The sequence below is a fragment of the Halomonas maura genome, assembly GCF_030409305.1.
Taxonomy (GTDB): domain Bacteria; phylum Pseudomonadota; class Gammaproteobacteria; order Pseudomonadales; family Halomonadaceae; genus Halomonas; species Halomonas maura.
In genome coordinates this window covers 148,025-169,037 of sequence record NZ_JAUFPQ010000031.1, presented here as the reverse complement: position 1 = coordinate 169,037, position 21,013 = coordinate 148,025, and the positions used below count along the sequence as shown (strand labels likewise).

Sequence of the window (21,013 nt, the reverse complement as noted above, 5' to 3'; positions counted from 1 at the left end):
ACAACGCCCCGGGCGCGAGGCGCACCGGGGCGTGGTCGGCAGGAAAGCCTCTCGTTCAGTGGGCGATGCCGGGAATCTCCACCTGGCGCGGGCAGGCCCGGCCATCGTCGGCGAACAGGTGGCAATGCTCGCTGGACAGGCCCAGATCGATGACCTGATGTTCCTCGAGGTGGGCCAGGCCGTCCAGGCGCTGGGTGATGGTGCCCTCGACGCCATCGACCTTCAGGTGGGCCAGCGTCTCGTAGCCGAGTTTCTCGGCCACCATCAGCTTGGCCTTGAGGGTCGCCTCGCCCTGCTCGGGCGACACGAAGTCCTCGGCGCGAATTCCCAGGGTGGCCGTGTCGCCGGCCTTGAGGCCGCGGCCGTCTACCGCTACGGCCAGGGTCTCGCCGGCGGGCAGGCGCACGGTGGTGCGCCGCGGGCCGGGGTCGACCACCGTCACCGGCAGGGTATTGATGCGCGGCGAACCGATGAACTCGGCCACCTCGAGTGACTTCGGGAAGTGATAGAGCGACAGCGGCGCGCCGACCTGGGCGATGCGGCCGCCCGACAGCAGCACGATGCGGTCGGCGAGTGTCATGGCCTCCACCTGGTCGTGGGTCACGTAGATCATGGTGGCGCCGAGGCGCTTGTGCAGCTCGGCGATCTGCACGCGCATCTCGACCCGCAGCGAGGCATCGAGGTTGGACAGCGGCTCGTCGAACAGGAAGACCGCCGGCTCCTTGACCAGGGTGCGGCCGATCGCCACCCGCTGGCGCTGGCCGCCGGAGAGGTCCTTGGGCTTGCGCTGGAGCAGCGGGGTCAGCTGGAGGATCCCGGCGGCGTGATCGACCCGGCGCTGGATCTCGGCCTTGTCGGTGCGCGCGAGCTTGAGGCCGAAGCCCATGTTCTCGGCCACCGTCATGTGCGGGTAGAGCGCGTAGGACTGGAAGACCATGCCGATGTCGCGCTCCTGGGGCGGGATCTCGTTGATCCGCTCGCCGTTGAGGCACATCTCGCCGCGGGAGATGTCCTCGAGGCCGGCGACCATGCGCAGCAGGGTCGACTTGCCGCAGCCCGAGGGGCCGACGAAGACCACGAACTCGCCGTCGTTGATGGCCAGGTCGATGTCGCGCGAGATCTCGACGCCGTCGTAGTCCTTGCCGATGCTTTCGAGTGTCAGACGTCCCATTGCGCATCCTCCTCGTCGGATTGCGGGCAGCGGGCGATGGCGATGCCATACGCCGGGAGAGTGAGAGTGCCGTCCTGCCAGGCGCCGTTGACCATCGCCGGAGCCTCTTCGAGGGCGCGCGCGGCGCCTGGGGCCGGCAGCTCGCGGGGGTCGCCGGCGAAGTTCAGCGCCACCAGCAGGCGGCTGCCCTGATGAGTGCGCTCGAGGCACAGCACCTCGTCACGCACCGGGTGGTAGCGGATCTCGCCCTTGACCAGCGCCGGCTGGGTGCGGCGGAAGGCCAGGAAGGCGCGATAGGCGTTGAGCAGCGAGTCCGGATCACCGTCCTGCTGGTCCACGGCCAGGCCGAGGTGGGCCTCGGGCACCGGCAGCCAGGGCGTTACCGTGGAGAAGTCGCCGTGGGGCGCGTCGGCCCGCCAGGGCATGGGCGTGCGGCAGCCGTCGCGGCCCTTGTAGGCCGGCCAGAAGGTGATGCCGGCGGGGTCGACCAGCTGGTCGAAGGCGAGCTCGGCCTCGCTCTGGCCCAGCTCCTCGCCCTGATAGAGGCAGACACTGCCGCGCTGGGTGAGCAGGAAGGCCATATAGAGCCGCAGTGCCGCGGCGTTGCCCTCGGCACCCCAGCGGGTGGCCAGGCGGGTGACATCGTGGTTGCCCAGCGCCCAGCACGGCCAGCCGTCGCCGATGCGCGCCTCCATGGTGGCGAGCGTCTCGCGCAGGAAGGCGGGGTCATGGCGCTCACCGAGCAGGTCGAAGGAGTAGGCCATGTGCAGGCGGTTGCCGCCCTGGGTGTAGGCGGCCATCACCCCCAGCGAGTCGTCGTCGCCGACCTCGCCGACGCTGGTGGTGCCGGGATACTCGTCGAGCAGGGCGCGCAGCCGCTCGAGGACGGTCAGGTTTCCCGGCTGGGTCTTGTCATGGATATGGAGTTGATAGCCATAGGGGTTGTCGGGGCGCACACCGATGAAGCCCTCGACGATATCCTCGCGGGGCGGATTGTCCTTGAGCTCGCCGTGGGTGCAGAAGTTGACCGCATCCAGGCGGAAGCCGTCGACGCCGCGCTCGAGCCAGAAGCGCACCTCGCCGAGGACGGCCTCCACCAGCTCGGGGTTCTGGAAGTTGAGGTCCGGCTGCTCGACCAGGAAGTTGTGCAGGTAGTACTGGCAGCGGCGGGTGTCCCACTGCCAGGCACTGCCGCCGAAGATCGCCTGCCAGTTGGTGGGCGGGGCGCCGTCGGGCCTGGGGTCGGCCCACACGTACCAGTCGGCCTTGGGGTTGTCGCGGCTCGCCCGGCTCTCCTGGAACCAGGGATGCTGATCGGAGCTGTGCGAGAGCACCTGGTCGATGGTGACCTTGAGCCCCCGCGCATGGGCGGCCTCCACCAGGCGGTCGAAGTCGGCGAGGGTGCCGAACATCGGCTCGACGTCGCGGTAGTCGCTGATGTCGTAGCCGAAGTCCTTCATCGGCGAAGTGAAGAAGGGCGATAGCCAGATGGCATCGACATTCAGCGAGGCGATGTAGTCGAGCTTGTCGATCACGCCCTGCAGGTCGCCGATGCCATCGCCGTTGGTGTCCAGGAAACTGCGTGGGTAGATCTGATAGATCACCGCGCCACGCCACCAGTCGGCGCCCTGTTTGCCGAGATATCGCGAAGTCTCTGTGGTCATGGGCCTTGTCCTTAGTCGTCGGGCGCGAGGTCTCGCGCCGGTCCGCGGGGCATCAACCGCACGGGACGGGTGTCGCGCCATGGTGCCGGGAGTGTCGACGGGAGAAATCCTCCCGTCGGGGACAAGGCAGGCGTAGGCGGGGGGAGGAGGGGATGAGTGAGCCGGTGGCTACTCCCCCTGGATGCGGGCCAGCAGGTCGCCGGCCAGGGCGATGGCCTCCTCGCGGCGGCGAATGTTCTGTTTCTGGTAGAGGCTGCGGATATGCGTCTTGACGGTGGTGGGGGCCACCGAGAGCTGCTCGGCGATCTGCTCGTTGGACAAGCCGGCGTGGATCAGGCCCAGGATCTGCCACTCGCGACGGGTCAAGGGGGAGGTGCGGATCAACTCCGGCACATCGGGGCGGGTGACGATGTCGGCGATCACGGCGTCGTCGAGCATCAGGCGTACCGCGCGGCCGAAGTCGCGCTGGCGGCCGGCCAGTTCGATCAGCCGCTCGGCCCGCGCGCGGGACAGCTCATCGAGCTCACCGCCCTCGAGCAGGGCCGCGAGCATCTCGACCAGCGGCTTGCCCAGGCGCAGGAAGCTACCGGTGACGGAGGTGCGCGAGGCCAGCTCGAGGGCAGTCGTCATATGCGTCAGCGCCGCTGCCTCCTGGCCGCACTGCCACTCCAGCGCCGCCAGGCAAAGCCGGTCGCGGTTGGCGTCGGTGACCAGCCCGAAGCGCTCGGCCTGTGCCTCCAAGGCCTCCAGCAGGGGCCGGGCCTCGTCCGGCCGGTCGAGTAGCATCAGCGCGCGGGCGTGGTTGCGCACGTTGGCCTGGGCGAAGTGATTGCTGGCGGTGTCGGGTTCGGCGGGCGGCGCCTCCTGCAGCCAGCGGGACACGGCGTCGCGGTCGTCGTTGGCCTGCCACCAGGCCAGCAGGGCGGCGTGGGCATTGGCGCGCCAGTCGATATGGTAGTCGCCCTCGGCCAGTATCTTGCGCAGCCGGCGGACATGGTCGGCGCACTGGGCCTGGTCGCCGCGGGCCAGGGCGACCTTGGCCAGGCCGACGTGACACTGCAGGGTCCAGTGCTCGCCCTGATTGTCGAGCACGGCGATGCCCGCCAGCGCCGCCTGCTCGGCCTCGTCCAGGCGGTGCCATTCCCACAGCAGCTGGCTGCGGATGCGATACAGGAACTCGGCCACCGGCAGGCGATCCAGGCCGCAGTGCTCGATATGCGCGAAGGCGCGCTCCTGGATGTCGAAGGCCGCCTGCAGCCGTCCCTGGGCGACCAGGGTCTCCGAATGGTGGCACAGCGCCCACAGCATCAGCTGGTCATCGCCGATGTGCCTGGCGTGCTGTTCCACCGCCTGGATGCGGGTCAGGGACTCCTCGAGATGGCCCTGGACGAAGCGTGACTCACAGAGAATGGCGCCGGCCGAGACGGGGGTGGCGGCCAGGTAACGCGCCGGCAGGGTGAGGGCCTGCTCGGCCAGCGGGGCGGCTCGCTCGGCATCGCCCTGGTTGATCGCCAGCTGGGCGCGCAGGGTGGCGAACTCGGCGGCGAGTTCCTGCCAGGCCGGTTCGTCGAGTTGGGCCTCGATCCAGCCGATGGCCTGGGCGGTACGGTCGAACTGGGACTGGGCGTGGGACGCCCAGCCGTGGATCAGCGTGAGGCGCGGTGAGGCGCCGACACGCGGCTCGCCGAGCGTCGTCAGGGCCCGCGCCAGCAGCGCGAAGTGGCCGTGGGCCAGCAGGTAGGGGCCCTGATCCTCGATCAAGGCCGCCAGGGCGTCGGGGGCGTCGGCCTCGATCGCCTGGGCCAGTGCCAGGGCCGGGGCGCCCAGCGCCAGCCAGGCCTGGCTGGCGCGGCCGTGGAGCCGGCGCTGGGTGTCCAGGCTCAACTCGTGGCGGCGGTGACGCAGGTACTGGGCGAACAGTGCATGGAAGCGGTACCACTGGTCGTGGGGGTCGGGGCGATGCAGGAACAGCCCGGCCTGCTCCAGGGCCTCCAGGCGCTGGGTGACCCGCTCGCCCTCCAGCAGGCGTGCCACCAGCGCCGGCGAGAATCGCTCCAGCACGCCGAGCTGCAGCAACAGTTGCTGGTCCGGGGCGTCGAGGCTGGCGTTCAGCAGGTCGTCGAACCAGGCCACGAAATCGGGATGCGCCCCGGATAGCCGCTCGAGCAGCGCATCGAAGCCGGCCCGGGTGGTGGTGCGCTCGATCAGCCAGGTCATGGCCATGGGCCAGCCCTCGGTCAGGCGCAGGGCACGCTCCAGGCTGACCCGGGTCGGCGGGAAGCTGAGCTGCTCGGCGCACAGGGTCTGGGCCTCCTCCAGGTCGAGGGCCAGTTGCGCCGCGTCGATCTCCTCCAGCTCGCCACGCAGGCGCAGGGCCGGCAGGCCCAGAGCCGGCCGGGTGCGCGACACCAGCGTCAGGGTCAGCCAGCGCGGCTGGTGGCGCAGCCAGTGGGCGAGCCCCTCGAGGATGGCCGGGTGGCGGATGTGCTCGAACTCGTCGAGCACCAGCCGGCAGGGGGCGGCCTCGGCGGGCAGGCTGGCCAGCCAGGCCTCCAGCTGTGCATCCAGGGGGAGGGCGTCATCCATGGCCGGCAGCGAGACGGCCAGGTGTTCCCGGCACAGTTGCGCGAGGGCGGCGGCGAAGTAGGCGGCGAAGCGCGCCGGCTGGTCGTCGCGGCGATCCAGGCGCAGCCAGGCGGCCCGCTGCTCGAGGGCAGGAAGCCGCTCGGCGACCAGGGTGCTCTTGCCGTAGCCCGGCGGTGCCATGACCAGCAGTACCCTGACGCGTTCGTCGAGGACGAAGTGATCGTTGAGGCGCGGTCGGGCCACCAGTGAGACGGGCAATGGTGGGGGCGCGAGCTTTTCCTGGATCAGCGGCATCGGGACTCCCGAGACGAGCATGGCTGGCCTGGTATTATGCCCGAGAGGCCGGCGGGACCGATGATGGCTACGACGAAGGTCCAAGGTGACGACGAGGCCTGGCGTCAAGGGAGCGACCGGCTGGATCCGTTCACCCCGGACCAGCAGGCGCCGTAGTGCCGGCTGGGTCAGCAGGATCACGAGACCCTCGCCGGTCACGGCGAGGACGTCACGCTCATGACCCGCGATCGGCCCGCGCCGCCGCGCCGAGCCCGCGTCGCGGACTGCTCAGTCGCCGGCCGAGGCGGCCCCGCCGACCATGCCGCTGCGCAGGCCCTCCCGGGGCGCCTGCGAGCGGAGGTGGCTGGCCACGGCGTCTTCGGGAGAGCCGGCCATCTCGCGGAACATGCCCATGGAGCCGAGCAGGGCGGAGGACTCGTAGGGCACGAAGACCCAAGTATAGAGTTCTGAAAACTGTGTAATATCGTTCATGACCTGTCCTAAGGCAGGTTATTTTATGCTTGACTTATAATCAGGTGCAGACTATAAATTGTGTAATTGTGTAGGGGGTTGAGATGATAGCTACAAAAGTGACTGCTCAAGTAGTGCAGGACAGCAGCGGTGTCACAACCGAAATTCCCGTCATCCTGACTGATGAAGGTATTCTGGAATCAGTGACGGACTACGTTCTTAGTCTTCATCTGAATGGAAAATCACTCTCTACGATCAATAAGCATATCAAGTCCATCATGCTCTTGATTGAATTCATGGATGCTAACAGGGGTATGTTTGAGAATCCCGAAGAGATGTTCTCTGTATTTGTCAGAAGGCTTTACAGCGGGACCGTTGGTGAGGATGGATTGGATCCGTCTAAACTCTACTGGATACCTGCATCTACGGGTACAGTGTCTAGCCACATAAATAATCTGACGAACTTCACAAACTGGATGTCAGATAAGGGACTAGGCAAGCAGATCAACACACTGCGCACAGCTTCGCGCCATGAGGAGCGTATTCAGTACGCTGCGTGGTTCAGACGGAATCAGAATGACTTCTTGGGCCACATTAGAGACAAGTCCATTAGCGGAACTATCAAAAGGGCTCGTAGCATCAAGGGAAGAACGCCACTCACAAAGACTGATGATGATGCAATCTCTTTCCCTGACTCAAAGTTTGAAGAATTTTATATTTATGGTCTTGGCGGCGCAAAAAATCCACGTGTTGCACTTCGAGATAAGCTTGTGTTGTTGCTTATGCATGGGGCTGGCTTTAGGCGAAGTGAAGCACTTGCGCTGTGGGTAACAGACGTATTCGAAGACCCGTCTGATCCAGGTCGGGCTATTGTTCGTATTTACAACGAGACAGAGGGCGCAGCACCTAACAGCTGGAAGTCACGCAAAGGCGTTAAAACGCGTGCAGCTTACCTGAAAGAAAAGTACGGACGCATCCCCCGTGCCGAGATGCAAAGCACAGAGCAGCTTGGCTGGAAATCGAAGGTTCTCGATCATAAAGATGGTTATCTAGAAGCGTACTTTTTTCCAGAGGATTTCGCTAGAGTCTTTATGTCTCTATGGCGGCAGTATTTGAATTACCGAGCATCCGTCGAATGTCATCACCCCTACGCATTCATCAGTTTTGATACGCGGTATCTGGGTCGCCCATATACCTACACTGCGTTTGATAAAAACTATGCCGCTGGGCTTAGGCGAATTGGCCTGGAGCCCAACAAATCAGAGGGATTAGACCCTCATGGGCATCGCCACAACTATGGGCGCAGACTCGCTGACGCAGACCTTAATCCATTGATAATCAAGAGATGCATGCACCATAAAAGGATCGATTCGCAAGTAGTTTACACACTGAAGTCCAATGCGAAGGTATCACAGATGCTTTCTGATGCATCAATTCGACTTGAATCAGAAGATGTCGAAGGCAAACCGACGACCTCCTTCGACTGGAAAACCCTGACAGAACACGGATTTGAAGATATTGATCCGAATGGGGATTTCACAGGGAAGAATCCACGGCTAGGGAAGAAATGACAATGATCAAAGAACATAAGGGTGTTAAGGGGTATACTACCGACCTGACATTGGGCTGGATAACTATAGATTTTGGTGAAGAATGGCTTCAGTGGCAACAGTACGCTGCTGAATGGGTTGCCAAGGAAGGGAATAGCGCAAACGTTAGATTGCCGGCAGTGAAACATTTTATCACTTACCTTAAAAATAAAGCCCCTTATGCTTCTGATGTGGTTTCGATGTTCAGAGGCCATCCCGGTGGTCACAGGGTTTCATCTGAAGAGTTCAAATCTTTTCTTTTAGAAAATGGGTTGAAAGTTAAAGCCAGTGTATACATCGGCTATATAGTCAAGCTATGTGACTTCATCTTAAAACATCATCTGAATGCTAAAGATGATCGTGGGGTTGACACCCCTATTTTCGTGAATCCATTTGAAAAAATAAGAATACACACGCCTTCAAATGATGAAAGCGTGCACAGCCCTTTGCCTTATAGGTATATACAGCAATTACGCCAGATTCTTTGCCCTTATCCGGTTAATGATTCTAAAAACAAAACTCCTTGGGTCGGTCGCCACTTCAGTGATTGGAAGTGGGCAATCGAAAACCTTCAAGCAGCTAGCTGGGCTTGGATGGAAATCTCCCCCGACCTCATCGACCCTAAGGACCCTGACTGCATTGTTCGTACAAGAAAGATCATTCGAAAATCTATAAGTAGAACTAAACCTATTGAAATCCATGAAATTTGGTCGCCTGTTGTTGCGATGTTTATGTTTACCAAGCTCCACCTGCCGTTGCGTTCAATTCAGGTGCGACTCCTAGATTCTGGCGAGGGCGATACATGGCGTTATGAACACGGTCAATGGGTCGAAAACACAAAGCACGCCTTCAAATACGGCTCACCCAAGCGTCCTTATCAAAAGGGTGTTTTTAGACGTATTTACGATCCTATTAGTGAAAGCTATTCAACAGGATTGTATATCTCAACCAATAAGACAGCCGACCAAAACAAGGATGAAGTTCAGCGCGGCTACACCATCCCCTGGCAACACGAAGAGCTGTTGTATTGGCTAGAAAAGCTTCGAAACTGGCAAGAAAAATACAATCCTATTCATAGCTTGTGTAAAGGTGAAAAGCTTGGTCGAAATATTCTTGGCGCAGCAAAGCCAGAAAAACAATTGGCAGAAATGGGCGAGTTTTCGTTTTTGTTTAGAGATCGAAACTCTAATTTGCCGATGCATCGAACTCTTGCAGAAAATCCGTGGTATCGCCTGCTGTCAAAACTAGAGGAGGATGTATTCGCAACTGGCCACACTCTGGCTAATGGTGACCGCCTGAGGTTCGTTAAAGATTATGGTGATGACTACGATAAAAAAGAATATCGCAAGACTGTAACTGAGTATCCCTTGCACAGTTTACGGGTCTCGCTGATCACTTGCTATACTATGGATACGGACTTGCCTCTACCCGTGGTTTCCAAACTATTAGCAGGTCACTCACGCTTGTTAATGACAATTTATTATAACAAAATCACGCCCTCCGTGATGGCCAAGAAAATGGAAGAGGCTAGCGTCGCCCTTGCTGAGAAAGGTGAAGACTCCCTGCGCAACTTTCTCGCCGATGCGGAGCTTAATCAAATCCAGCTCCGCAGTGTGTACCACTCTGATAAATACAACTCTGTCGAAGCCGCGATTTCTCATCGAAATCCCATTGGCTGGGAAGAGCGCGTAACAGGGTTATGCTTGGTCGGTGGTAACGCGGTACGCTCTGATCAGTTGTCTACCGTGGGTGGGTGCTGGAATGGAGGGGAACTCATAAAAGACAATATTCAAATTAGCTCTCGCGCATACGGTCCCGTTCCCCATGGACCAGAAAACTGTGTACGTTGCCGCTGGCACATCACGGATGCGACCTACCTGCCAGCGCTTAATGCACGCTTCAATCAGATAAGTTACAAGGCTCATCAACACGCTGAACTTGCGGCTGAAATTGAGGGTAAGTTGGAGGCGTTAAAAGATGAACTGTTTATCGCTGAAGAGTCGGGAGATATATTCCTCAAGCACAGTGAGCTACAAGCAACAGAGCGGCGCTACGAAAAGCAGCGTGTCGAGGCTGATGAGTATGCGAAGGACTATATCGCCACCTTTAACCTCATCTCCCGAATCATGGAGATTGAGAACCAACGTGAAAAGGGCGATGAGGCACAGAGGGTTATTGCCGTGGGCTCTGCTGATGACCTAAATCTTAGCATGAAATTCATCGAAACCAAGTCAGAGCTGCTGCATTTGTCGCTCTTGTGTGATGATGCAGAGTTCTACCCCGATCTACACGACGATTTACGCACGACTAGCGCAATCGCCAAGCGTAGCAACGCATTGAGTCGCATGATGGCTCGCTCTGGCTACCAGCCAGTATTTCTGGAGATGGATGAGCAAGCCCAGCTCATCGTGGGCAATGCCCTTATGCGAAAAATGGCGAAAATCGCCGACCCCGATGACAAGATGGAAGGTTATCGAATAGCTTCAAGCTATATTGATGCGCAAGAGTATCTGGTGGACGCACGCTTGCTTCAAACGGGCCTCAATGAGCTTCAAAAGTCCGCGCCGCTCACGTTGTCGGTAGCGCCCCTCAAGCGAATTTCACTAGTGGAGAATGATTGATGAGTATTGATACTGAAGCGGTGTTGGATACTCTCAAAGACGGCAAAACCGCACGAACGCAAGAATCATTGGTCAAACTCAACGAAACACTAAAAACCTACTATAAGTCAGGTGCTAGAGATTTTTCAATCACCACTATTGGGCGTGTGTCTAATGAGCACGGTGGCGTGGGATACCAGTCCATACGTGCAACCGCTAATAAACACTATCGCGACTTGATCGAAGCATGGGCTGCCAAGGCACAGACCAGCACCAAAAAGCCTTCTATCGCATCTTCCAAGAAGACTGGAGATGATTATCAACTACTGGAGCGTATTGATGACTTGGCAGTACGGGCTCTCTTTGGGCAAATTGTCCGTGAGCGTGATCGCTACAAGAGCGAAGTAAACATGCTAAAGAGCCAGACGAAACTTGTTATCGATAAGCGGCCTACTCCTTTTACTGAAAGTCAGGCAGACTCCGCCGTAGAGTTATTACCATCGATAAAGGGAATCTGCTCCGATAACGAGATCAAGGCGTTAAAATCCATATGTACTGAGGAATGGCTAGATGAACTAGACTTTGAGGAAAATTCGTTAGGCCAAGTGAAAGATGCGTATGGTACCGAAATCCTCCCTCGTGGATTCTTGACAGGGCTCAAAAAACTGCTGGGAGAGATTGATGAGTAATGGTCAGGCAAAAGGGCAAGAGAATTTACAAGCTGTTAAGCAATGGATAGCTGAGCGTGATGCCCTGGCTGATTACGGCGAGTACGAACGAAGAGGCATTGTTAACCGCTCAGCTCTATTTGAGGAGCTAAACATATCACGATCCACCTATGGATCGAACCCTCAAATAAGGGCGCTCATTGAAGATGCTGATGTTCGCTGGTACGGCAACAAAGAGGTCGATACAAAAGCCCATAAAGCAGCTCGTGAGCGCTCCGAGAAGAAGGCAGCAGCAACCAATGCTGAAATCAGCAAGCTAATGGATCAAATCGTCAAGCTAAAGGCCGAGAATGCACAGCTAAAACGCGAAAATGAGAAGTACTCCGCTATGAAAGAGGTGCTCCTGGAAACCGGATACCAGCCACGATGATGAAAGTTCAGATCGCTAAAATACGCGAATCAGGCGTTCGTGCCGCTTGGGAGATTGCGGAGGACGGCTCAATTATCAGGCAAAAACATACACTTTGTCTCAGGTTTCCTGCAAAGGCAATTGGCGCAGCTGAAGTTGGGACTGTCTGGAATGTTGATGGATTGATAAAAAACCACACATTCAAGGCGGGAGAGTATGAAATCACCGAACGCCATATGAAGGTCAAGAAATTGGAGTTTCTTCGCCCCTGCGGCGAACTCTTGGCTCGCTGGATAGCTGCCAACATCGAAGGCGTCGGTGAGGTAAAAGCTAACCGTTTGGTGCGACAATTTCCTGATCTTGATCAGCGTGTTCGTGAGAAGGATGTAGCGGCCCTATCAAGCGTTGCAGGTGTGTCAGTGGAATCTGCATACGCCATTGTTGAGAAATGGCCCTCTGAGCGCTTCTATGCAGCATTAGAATGGTTACAGAAGTCCAAGCTCCCTCTCTCATTGGCGCAGAGTTTAGCACGGGTTTATGATGATCCAGTTAAGACCATATCCGATGACCCCTTGATACTCACAGCATTTGGCGTGTCGTTCAAGGATGCTCTTAAGCTCGTCAAACGCATTAAGATTGATATTCCTGAAAGTCGGATACTCGCAGCGGTGGCTGAGCAGGTAGCCGTCAAATACTGTTACGAAACAGGTTCAACCGTTATTCCAGAAGGCGATTTGCTTGCAGGTGCCATAGAAGTCTGTGAGTCCATCGGCATCGATCCTTCTCAAGTAGTTGAGGCTTCACTCACGCATGGCTCTCTTCTTAAAGTGGAGAACGGCTTTCAAAGCCTTGGCTCAGCCATCCAGGAGCGAACGGTAGGTCGCTTTCTCAAACAGTGTAACGAGCGCCCTCAAGGGGCTGGTTCGATAGTGGCTTCTTGGGAAGCAGAGCTTACAGAGGAGAGAATTGTAGAGGCGCTGAAATCTTTTGAGGGTTCGTTGCCATTTACGATGACTGATGAGCAACGAGAGGCAGTCGTGGGAGCTGTAAAATTTCCAGTGTCGGTTATTTCGGGTGGGGCTGGCACAGGTAAAACTACGATCCTGTTAGCGATGCTCGCCATTTATGATCAACTTTCGATAGGCCTTGCACAGTATCAAGTTGCACTTTCAGGTCGAGCTGCTCAACGCATGGCTGAGAGCACTGGGCGGCAGGCGCAAACCATCGCCAAGTTTATATCTGATCATTTCAACGCCAATAAGCCAGATTTAGAAGAGCATGTCTTGCTGGTAATCGATGAAGCTTCAATGGTGGATCTGATCTCTGCTTATAAAATCGTGGGACTGCTGCCTTATGCTACGCGCATTGTCATGGTAGGGGATGTATCTCAGCTTCCTCCTGTAGGGGGTGGGCTGATTTTCCATGCGGCAATGAACAGCGCTCTGCCTGTCTTTGAGCTAACACAGGTTAAGCGACAGGGTGAACAAAGTGGCATCCATCAGTTAGCCACTGCCGTTCGCACAGGAAAGATGGATAGTTCGCTATTTAATAGCGCATCTGGTGATACACGCTACATACCTCAGTCGACTCACGAGGCGCTTTTAAAGGAGTATGTCAAGGCAAGAAATGGAGCCGAGTGTATCGTACTGACGCCTACCCGCAAGGGGCCTCTTGGTGTCACCGCAATTAATAAGCTGATCCAAGCTCAATACGACGAGTTTCACCCTCAAGAACTTTATTACAAAGAGTCTAATTTCATGGAATGGCTTCCCTGGATAACAAGCAGCGGAGCGAAGCTCAGACTAGGCGACCATGTTATGGTGACTCGCAACGACTACAATGTCGATATTCGCAATGGTGATTTGGGGGTTATTGCTAAAGTTTATGACCGCCCCAGTGGCGGTTCATACGGAGTCATGCAAATAAACGGAAACGACATCGACATCACTGATGACACGATTCAAAGCATTGACCTTGGGTACGCTATCACGATCCATAAATCTCAGGGATCACAGTGGGCCAAATGCATCTTGATGCTGCCGAGCTACGCATCTCGTATGACTGATCAGTCTCTGATTTACACGGCTGTTACCCGCCCCACCAAAGAGCTTGTCCTGATGGGCGACTCAGTTCTTATAGATAGAGCGCTACGCAGAGGTAACTTATTCTCAAAACGCATAACTAATATAAGTGCTTCACTCCCAATGAATGAATAAGGCTGCCGAAACGTGCAGGTAGAGTTTATTAGACAGGAGACCTATATCTCTATTTCACAGGATCTCTTACGTAGAACCTCGATGGTAAAGTTCTTCCAGGGTGAGTTCAGGTAAGGGGCATGTCAAGAAAAATCGCGGAGGCTCCACGAAGTGGAAACCGTTATTTTTCTTGACATGCCTTCACCGCGAAGCGCCTACCCTGTTTGCAGGGGGTGCAGGTTCGCGAAGCGCTACCTGCGCCCCCTGCCTCCCCGGCGAGGGGCGAGGGGCGAGGGGCGAGGGGCGAGGGGCGAGGGGCGGGGGTAGGGGCGGAGCCCCTTGATCTGTCATGCAAGCTGTTCACTCTACGTAACGCGTCAGAATTTTCTTGAATGCCGATGACGAGACCGGGGCCCTAGAGAGGGCCGGAGAGAACCGATAAATCTTGATTATTTCTTCTTACTCATTCGATACGCGCTCCAGGCGACCACGACACTACCCAAAATGAGTGGTGAGGCAATCAGTATCATTTCTATATATTCGCTCATGGTTGCCTCAATCTCGCTTGGTAAGCTACTTAAATGGTGGATACGGCACTAGTTCACTATTCGGTAAACTACTGAGCAAGTAATATTTTGCATGAACTCTCTAGGAATTCAATCATCTTTACACTCACTCCCTTAGGGGTCTTATGTCACAGGTTAGGCGGAAAACCTTGGGACAACAAGTTTCCACCATAGAAGACGAGACCAACTCAAAGTCAGGATTATAAACAAGTATCTCATCATTACTGTTGAGTAAGATGCCCTAGATCAAACAAGCATGGCGGTCAGACTACTATGCCTGCCTAGGGCATGTGATTAATGATGCAATACAACGCGCCTTACCTCGTTAGGCGTACTTTTTTATCCACTTGATCATCTCATCCGCAAGACGCTCATCCTCCCAACCAATATAGTTATTACCCTGATGGTCTGTGGCCACCCAAATTCGCACATGAGATCGAACCTGAGCTTCTTTAATGACTATTAAGTCCACCTCAATCTCGGATGATAAGGCTGCGAGATAGCCATCATAGTTAGACGGATAAAAAAGTGTTTTGGCTAGTCGATTGTTAAAAAAGACAACCAACAGATTACCCCTGTGCCCAAGATGAAAGAAGTCCCGTATTAAGAGACTCTCTACCTCAAATGGGGGACGATACTTGTCGCCAGAAAAACTGCTACGCTGGTCCGGCAATAGTTCCCAAGAATAACCAGATCCAAGAGACGCCTTGAAAACATCTAGTGATTGATAACTGACAATGTCGTCAATCAGTGACACAGGCGGTTCCATAGAGTCAAAGCGCTCGGAGTCCGTGCATCCGAACACGGTAGCCAACATAATGAATCCGATCAGCAATCTTGCATTTTTCATGATCATGGGTAACGATTCCACGGTCTATTTGGGCCGTCCCAATATCCGGGTGTAGTACCTGGCGTATATATTTGCAACTGGCCAGAATTGGCTTTGCTCAGGCAGGAGCTAATACAATCCTGAGTTGAATTCGCATTTTTCGCGGCATCACGACCACATTGGTTATTAAAATCATCCATAACGCGTTCACCTTCTTCCTGGTTACGCCACCAATCGCCACGTTTTTCATTCGCCCAGCCAAGAATCTGGGATTCAAGCTGACTGTTTTCTTGGGCAAGCATACAGCTACCTAAGCAGTGGCGGTATGCGTCGCCGATTCCGTTGTGCGTCGTGCCAGGAAAGCGATTAGCTGCATCCCTCAACGCATCGTCATAGATAACTTGGGGCCATCGCCAAAGCCCAAGAGGATCAATGAAATTTATAGGATTATTGTTGACGTAAGCATAGGTATTTATGCCGCCTGCCAACCCAATCGGATCACTCTGTATGAACCGCCCGATCACTGGATCATAGTATCGGGCACGATAGTAATAGAGGCCCGTTTTGGCATCGAATTCTCGGCCAGTGAATCGGAAAGGATTGACGATCGAACCCGTTACAGCGGTCTGGTTGCCAAATGAGTCATACTGGTAGGTCGAAACGATATCACCATTGGAATCGGTGAGCGATGTAATCGAACCTAGACCATCCGCCAGGTAGTAGCTCATGGTGCCCCTGCGCAGCATGGCAAGGGGCTCGTCAATCCCGAGAGCATGGGTGTAGCGCGCCACCACCGTGCCATTGTCGCTCACTTCTTGCAGCACATTTACACCATCATAGACGTAGATGGTTGTTCCCGATGGTGAAGACTTATAGATTCGCCGTCCGAAGGGATCGTATTGAAAACTGACATTGCCCCCTGAGCCTGGCAGGGTCACACTGGTAAGCCGGTTTTCCTGATCCAGGACGTAGTTAGTTGTACCACCTGCATCCGTTTCACTTAGCAGGTTGCCGTTCCCGTCATAGGCATAGGTCGTATTGGGAGTTGAGGTAAGTTGGTTTGATGCATCATAGCTATAGGGTGAGATTCCAAGCGAGGCCAGCCGATTACCGACAGCATCGTAGGAGTAGCTTTCGATGGTCCCCGCGTTCTGGGTTGCAGCCACGAGCTGATAAAGATTGTCATAAGTATAGTCCGTGGTGATACCATCAGGCAGAGGAGTTTTGCTGACACGATTACCGACCGCGTCGTAAGTATAGCTCGTGCCATCCCGCATCTTATTACGTTTCTCGTGGGAAACGGAAAGAAGGTTTGAGAGCACATCATAGGTGTAGCTGGAGGCTACCGCATTCGGCCGAGAAAGACTGCTCCTGCGTCCAATATCATCGTAGCTCCACTTGTATCGATCATTATCAGGAGTGATCAGTGAAGTCATTAAATTGAGTTTATTGTACGCATACGATGTGACGCCGCTTTGCGGATCGGTCATTACCGTGAGGTTCGAGGCCGCATCGTAAGCATAGGAAAGCGTAAAGGAATTACCGGGTAGGAAAGTGTAGTCCGTAATGGCTTGGATAAGTCTCCCCATGTTGTCATAGACGAACTGGTAAGTACCCGTCGGATCACTGGCTTGCGTCAAGCGGTGCAGGCTATCGTAGCTATAGGTCGCCGTATAATTAGTGTAACTTTTTTGCGTCATCCGATTCAATGTGTCATACGTGTAGGAGATCGTCTGACCATTGCGATCCGTCTTGCTGAGGAGATTCCCTACATTGTCGTAGCTGAAGGTTTCGAACAGCCCGGATGGGTAAGTCGTTTTTATTACACGTCCCAAACTATCGTGTTCATAACTGGTAGCTTGATCTTTCGCATCTGTTACGGCTGTGAGATTATTTTCATTATCATAGGATAGGGATGTTGTTACACTTTCCGGATCAATTATCGAAACAAGGCGATCAGCGTCATCATAATTGAAAGTGGTGGTCAGCTGGTTCGCATCAGTAGCCGAAATCCTGCGTCCCCGAGTGTCGTAAGCATAGGATTGAGTTGTGCCATCCGGATAGACCACCTGCTCCAGGCGATTCATGACATCATAAACAAAGGTCGTCGTTTGCTGTAATGCGTTGACTACGGCAGTAGTATTCCCTCTCCCATCATAACTAAATGAAGTTACATTTCTGCTGGCATCCTTGATGGTGCTTATCAGTCCTTCCGGCGTATAGGTCACGCTGGTCGCATTCCCCAGGGGATCGGTAATTTGGGTTACTTGCCCGCTGGCATCGACTTGGTACTTTGTCTCCGGTCCAGCGGTTCCTGCTTGGGGCGAGGGAGCTGTCTCTGATGTTAAGTTGCCATTTACGTCGTACTCATAGAGCGTAGTATTTCCCTGAGGGTCCTGAGCACTCAGCACATCACCAAAACCGTTGTACGTATAGGTCCAGGTACCAGCCGCATCCGTTTTTGAGAGGACATTGCCCGCTGAATCATAGGTGTATGATGTCTCATTGCCATTGGCGTCTGTTACACTCAGTCGATTCCCAGACCCATCTAGAACAAAGGTCCGATTGTTTCTGCCACCACAGCTACTACATCCAGGCCCCTGGATATCTGTTAAATAGTTTTGATTGGCAATCGTAGTGTGCTGATAGGTGGTTTGATTGCCTGTCGAGTCGGTCAATATAGTGGAAGAAGTGGATGGGTACTGTAAGGTAATTGACTCTACTGAATCGGCACTTGATGAGGATAATCCACGCCCGCTGGCATCATAGGTGTGCGTTTCCAGTACCTTTCCTTCACTATCGGTTACGCTGATAATATTGTCAGCAGCATCGTAACCATAGTTGAGCTGACTGGCATCGGCATAGGTCACCTGCGTTAGCTTGTCGTCGCTGTAGCTGTATGTCGCGATGGTCCCGACAGCATCTTGGGCAGTTGTGACCAGGTTTGGGTTCTGTGGGTCACCATAGGTATATGACATCAATTGTCCACCCGGTGCGGTGACCATGCTAATGCGATCGAGACTGTCATAGGAAACCGTAGTGTGATTGCCATTGCGGTCGATCACCCCTACTAGATTCCCTTCGCTACTAAAAACTTTTTTGGTCCCATCGGAAAATGAAAGCGTATACTCGGCCGTTGTATTATCGTACTCTAGCGATCCTTGTTTATTGGCAGGGCTGACCACGCTGTAGTTGCACCAGGAGCATCCATCGGGTTTCTCGTAGACCCAGGTATTTCCTGATCCACGCCAGTAGATGATGTAATTGCTATTGAAGACCTGTAATCGTTCTTCGAAGTCGCTCGTCCACCCCTTGCCGAACATCCCTGCGGTGAAAGGCGGGTTACTGTGGTTCCAAAGACTATTCCAAGTTCTCTCTACAGAGAGTCCTCCCGCTAGGCCCGGTACCGAGTAATCTGTGGTGGACATCCAGACATTGCCCGTCATCAGATTTATCGGCTTGCCTGCCTCGGCCTCACATTCCATTGAGGGACCAGGATCAATGAGTGATGGCGGTGGCGGGGGTGGCAATGTTACTTGGAAGATAATTTCATCTAACCAAATATAAGTATTTCCGCTAGTGACAATGGATAATTTATGAAACTGAGGAGGGTTGACAAGCTCAAAGTCATATAGATTAGAGCTATCTACCACTTGCTCGCTTAGGGTAACTCCCTCAGTGTCGTAGAAAGTGAACGTTACAGTGTTGCTAAGTAGAATATAATATTGAAGGGAAAAGTTATTGGAGGTGACGTGCGCTGGATCGCCGCTATTCGGATCGACAAAAGATATAATGACTGGACCACTTCCATAGCTCTGATTCGGACCAAGTAGAGCGTGATCTTCGACGCCAAAATATGAGGGGTAACTTACGTATGGAGGTTCTGATTGGCCTGAAGAAAATCTAATACCCAAGTCAATATACTGATCCGTGATCTCCGTTCCTAACGGATATCCGTCGAAGTCGACTGCTGCGGCTCTAGCTTCGTTGATAAACGATAGCAAGAATATTATACAAGCTGAAAATAGAAAACTAAGAGTAGTCCAGTCAGCCATGCGAGTATATGGCAGGTTAATCTTATAGTTCTTCATTTTTGGATCTCCCTATCCATGACTGTAGAGTCTAAGGGTCTAGCGAAACCTTTCAGTGATGCTTGGTGGTGGAGAATCAGAAACAACAAAGTGATAAAGCGCGTGCTAGCTCGCTAACGAAGAGGTGGTTGATGAAGGCAATGGCGTATCACGTATTAGGCAGCGACCCCTGTTCTTTCCACTTGATTGTGCCATTACTGCACCAAAAAACGATATATACTCTATCCCTTATATATTTATACCTCCCTGCCCCGCCAGGTCAAGTATTTTTTTCTAATTTATCTGGGCTAAACTGGTGTGCTGATCAAGATGGCTACGTGTAGGGTCTGAAGCGGACCGGGTATTCTTGGGTTTATACGAAAAGTAGAATTTGCTAATTCCCCCTATGCCGCAACAACATAGGTGAGGTATGGCAGGACGCTACGAGATCTCCGACAACGGTTGGGCCCTCATCGAGGATATCGTGTCGCCGCCGAAGACAAGGGGGCGTCCCCGTCGCGATGACCGCCAGGTGTTGAACGGCATCTTCTGGATCCTTTGCTCGGGCGCCAAGTGGCGCGATCTTCCCGAGCGTTACGGTCCCTGGTCCACGGTGTATGACCGATTCCGCCAGTGGCGTGATGATGGCACCTTCGGCGCCGTGCAGACAGGCCTCCAGCTCCAGCTTCGCGAGGATGGCCTGATGGACTTGGATACCTGGATGATCGACTCCACGGCCGTTCGTGCCACACGGGCCGCCTCGGGAGGCGGAAAAAAGGGGGACCGGACGAACCGGTAGACCATGCGTTGGGGCGCAGCCGGGGCGGCTTGACCACCAAGCTCCATCTGGTCTGCGACCGACATGGATGGCCGCTGACCTTCACGCTGTCACCGGGTCAGGACGCCGACACACGTCATTTCATGCCCACGATGGAGACGATCCGCCTGCCAGGAAAGGCGGGGCGGCCACGAAAGCGTTGTCGCTATATCGTGGCCGACAAAGGCTACGACAGCGATGACTTACGCCGCTACTGCGATCGATACCGGATGAAGCCGATCATCGCGCAGCGCAAGATGTACCGAAAGCCTCGTCCTGGCCTCCCCCGAGGGTTCGACAAGCCCAAGTATCGGGAGCGCAATGTGGTAGAGCGTGCCTTTAGCTGGCTCAAGGCGCTACGGCGAATCGCTACGCGCTATGACAAGCTGGCTCGTAGCTTTCGCGCCATGGTATGCCTGGCTTGCATAAGCCGCTGCCTACGAGCTGACTTTTCGTACAGAACCTAGAAAGATAAAGGTGGCGCTGCCAAGATAATGAGGAGTGGCAGTACTTACAACGTTTAGCATCCTTGTCGATACTTTCTCTACATTCCGGACATTTTTTTAAGTTGTCGCCACCTTCCGAATCCATTTCATGTCCTTATTTATTTTAACTTCAATCACTTCACACGAATTTTTCGCTGAATACAAGCTCTGCCATTCCGACAGGCGGCCAAGTCATTCAGAGAAACGAGGCTTATCGAAGCCTTCACGGAGAGACAAGACGGCTACTCCCTTAGCTTTGAGGGCATCCACCGTCTCTAGTACGTCGATGGTGTTCCGTCCTAGTCGGTCTATGGCGTAGACGATGACGGTATCTCCCTCTCGGACATGGCTCATTAGCTCACTGAGGCCCTTCCTTTGCTTGGCCTTGATAAGCCCCTGAGGTGGCTTCATCTCTGAACCAGCGATCCACGTCTGCACCCGCTACGACAAGTTGGCCAGCAGCTTCAGAGCGATGGTATGCCTGGCCTGCATAGATCGTTGCCTACGTGCCGACTTTCCAGACAGAACCTAGAGTCGCATGATATCAAGCGGTACCAGCGGCCATCTCCCGGTGCCAGACACGCAGCGAATCTTCTTTACACACCAAGCTACACAGTGTG

Annotated in this window: 12 protein-coding genes and 1 pseudogene; 6 read left to right on the top strand and 7 right to left on the bottom strand. The window is 54.8% G+C overall.

Translation table 11 applies throughout. From position 1 onward, the window contains the following. Positions 1–55 precede the first annotated feature (55 nt). The 4 genes and pseudogenes from ugpC to QWY76_RS19665 form a co-directional block, all read right to left on the bottom strand. Positions 56–1,171 carry a sn-glycerol-3-phosphate ABC transporter ATP-binding protein UgpC gene (gene ugpC / locus QWY76_RS19680; protein WP_290313256.1) on the bottom strand — a complete coding sequence of 372 codons (1,116 nt, stop codon included), beginning with the start codon at positions 1,169–1,171 and terminating at the stop codon, positions 56–58. After that, complete coding sequence (locus tag QWY76_RS19675; protein ID WP_290313255.1) at positions 1,159–2,835, bottom strand: alpha-amylase family glycosyl hydrolase; 1,677 nt, start codon at positions 2,833–2,835, stop codon at positions 1,159–1,161. Before QWY76_RS19675 ends, ugpC begins: the two co-directional genes overlap by 13 nt. 168 nt (positions 2,836–3,003) lie before the next feature. Further along, positions 3,004–5,715, bottom strand: a complete 2,712-nt coding sequence (gene malT / locus QWY76_RS19670) for an HTH-type transcriptional regulator MalT (protein WP_290313254.1) — start codon at positions 5,713–5,715, stop codon at positions 3,004–3,006. A gap of 267 nt (positions 5,716–5,982) precedes the next feature. Next, positions 5,983–6,147 (bottom strand): annotated as a pseudogene (locus QWY76_RS19665) (SPFH domain-containing protein); the annotation flags it as partial. A 122-nt stretch (positions 6,148–6,269) separates the two neighbouring features. Between QWY76_RS19665 and gmtY the strand changes: the two are divergent. From gmtY to QWY76_RS19640, 5 genes are read left to right on the top strand one after another with little or no spacing between them, the layout of a single operon-like run. Then, on the top strand, positions 6,270–7,736 hold the full coding sequence (gene gmtY, locus QWY76_RS19660; protein WP_290313252.1) for a gamma-mobile-trio recombinase GmtY: 1,467 nt from the start codon (positions 6,270–6,272) through the stop codon (positions 7,734–7,736). Positions 7,737–7,738: 2 nt separating this feature from the next. After that, complete coding sequence (gene gmtZ, locus QWY76_RS19655) at positions 7,739–10,375, top strand: gamma-mobile-trio integrase GmtZ (protein WP_290313250.1); 2,637 nt, start codon at positions 7,739–7,741, stop codon at positions 10,373–10,375. Beyond that, positions 10,375–11,043, top strand: coding sequence for a gamma-mobile-trio protein GmtX (gene gmtX / locus QWY76_RS19650; protein WP_290313249.1), 669 nt, complete (start codon positions 10,375–10,377; stop codon positions 11,041–11,043). The genes gmtZ and gmtX overlap by 1 nt, the downstream gene beginning before the upstream one ends. Beyond that, positions 11,036–11,452, top strand: coding sequence for a VPA1267 family protein (locus tag QWY76_RS19645; RefSeq protein WP_290313248.1), 417 nt, complete (start codon positions 11,036–11,038; stop codon positions 11,450–11,452). Before gmtX ends, QWY76_RS19645 begins: the two co-directional genes overlap by 8 nt. Beyond that, on the top strand, positions 11,449–13,647 hold the full coding sequence (locus QWY76_RS19640; protein ID WP_290313247.1) for an AAA family ATPase: 2,199 nt from the start codon (positions 11,449–11,451) through the stop codon (positions 13,645–13,647). The genes QWY76_RS19645 and QWY76_RS19640 overlap by 4 nt, the downstream gene beginning before the upstream one ends. A gap of 870 nt (positions 13,648–14,517) precedes the next feature. Here the strand turns inward: QWY76_RS19640 and QWY76_RS19635 are convergent. Together QWY76_RS19635 and QWY76_RS19630 are read right to left on the bottom strand one after the other, a co-directional pair. Next, positions 14,518–15,048, bottom strand: a complete 531-nt coding sequence (locus QWY76_RS19635; RefSeq protein ID WP_290313246.1) for a hypothetical protein — start codon at positions 15,046–15,048, stop codon at positions 14,518–14,520. Further along, positions 15,045–19,112: an RHS repeat-associated core domain-containing protein gene (locus tag QWY76_RS19630; protein WP_290313245.1), complete on the bottom strand. Its 4,068-nt coding sequence runs from the start codon at positions 19,110–19,112 to the stop codon at positions 15,045–15,047. The genes QWY76_RS19635 and QWY76_RS19630 overlap by 4 nt, the downstream gene beginning before the upstream one ends. Before the next feature lie 409 nt (positions 19,113–19,521). Between QWY76_RS19630 and QWY76_RS19625 the strand changes: the two genes are divergently transcribed. Continuing rightward, positions 19,522–20,375, top strand: a protein-coding gene (locus tag QWY76_RS19625) for an IS5 family transposase (protein ID WP_290313244.1) whose coding sequence is annotated in 2 segments (ribosomal slippage) — positions 19,522–19,864 and positions 19,864–20,375 — 855 coding nt in all. Because the reading frame shifts where the segments join, the coding sequence is not laid out codon by codon here. Between the two features lie 210 nt (positions 20,376–20,585). Here QWY76_RS19625 and QWY76_RS19620 read toward each other — a convergent pair. Beyond that, positions 20,586–20,747, bottom strand: a complete 162-nt coding sequence (locus QWY76_RS19620) for a recombinase family protein (protein WP_290313286.1) — start codon at positions 20,745–20,747, stop codon at positions 20,586–20,588. Positions 20,748–21,013 lie beyond the last annotated feature (266 nt).

What these genes read in the sequence shown, in the direction of transcription:
- QWY76_RS19620 (WP_290313286.1), bottom strand. Translation starts at nt 20,747, where the DNA reads ATGAGCCATGTCCGAGAGGGAGATACCGTCATCGTCTACGCCATAGAC.
- QWY76_RS19640 (WP_290313247.1), top strand. Translation starts at nt 11,449, where the DNA reads ATGATGAAAGTTCAGATCGCTAAAATACGCGAATCAGGCGTTCGTGCC.
- gmtZ (WP_290313250.1), top strand. Translation starts at nt 7,739, where the DNA reads ATGATCAAAGAACATAAGGGTGTTAAGGGGTATACTACCGACCTGACA.
- QWY76_RS19645 (WP_290313248.1), top strand. Translation starts at nt 11,036, where the DNA reads ATGAGTAATGGTCAGGCAAAAGGGCAAGAGAATTTACAAGCTGTTAAG.
- gmtY (WP_290313252.1), top strand. Translation starts at nt 6,270, where the DNA reads ATGATAGCTACAAAAGTGACTGCTCAAGTAGTGCAGGACAGCAGCGGT.
- QWY76_RS19630 (WP_290313245.1), bottom strand. Translation starts at nt 19,112, where the DNA reads ATGAAGAACTATAAGATTAACCTGCCATATACTCGCATGGCTGACTGG.
- malT (WP_290313254.1), bottom strand. Translation starts at nt 5,715, where the DNA reads ATGCCGCTGATCCAGGAAAAGCTCGCGCCCCCACCATTGCCCGTCTCA.
- QWY76_RS19675 (WP_290313255.1), bottom strand. Translation starts at nt 2,835, where the DNA reads ATGACCACAGAGACTTCGCGATATCTCGGCAAACAGGGCGCCGACTGG.
- gmtX (WP_290313249.1), top strand. Translation starts at nt 10,375, where the DNA reads ATGAGTATTGATACTGAAGCGGTGTTGGATACTCTCAAAGACGGCAAA.
- ugpC (WP_290313256.1), bottom strand. Translation starts at nt 1,171, where the DNA reads ATGGGACGTCTGACACTCGAAAGCATCGGCAAGGACTACGACGGCGTC.
- QWY76_RS19635 (WP_290313246.1), bottom strand. Translation starts at nt 15,048, where the DNA reads ATGATCATGAAAAATGCAAGATTGCTGATCGGATTCATTATGTTGGCT.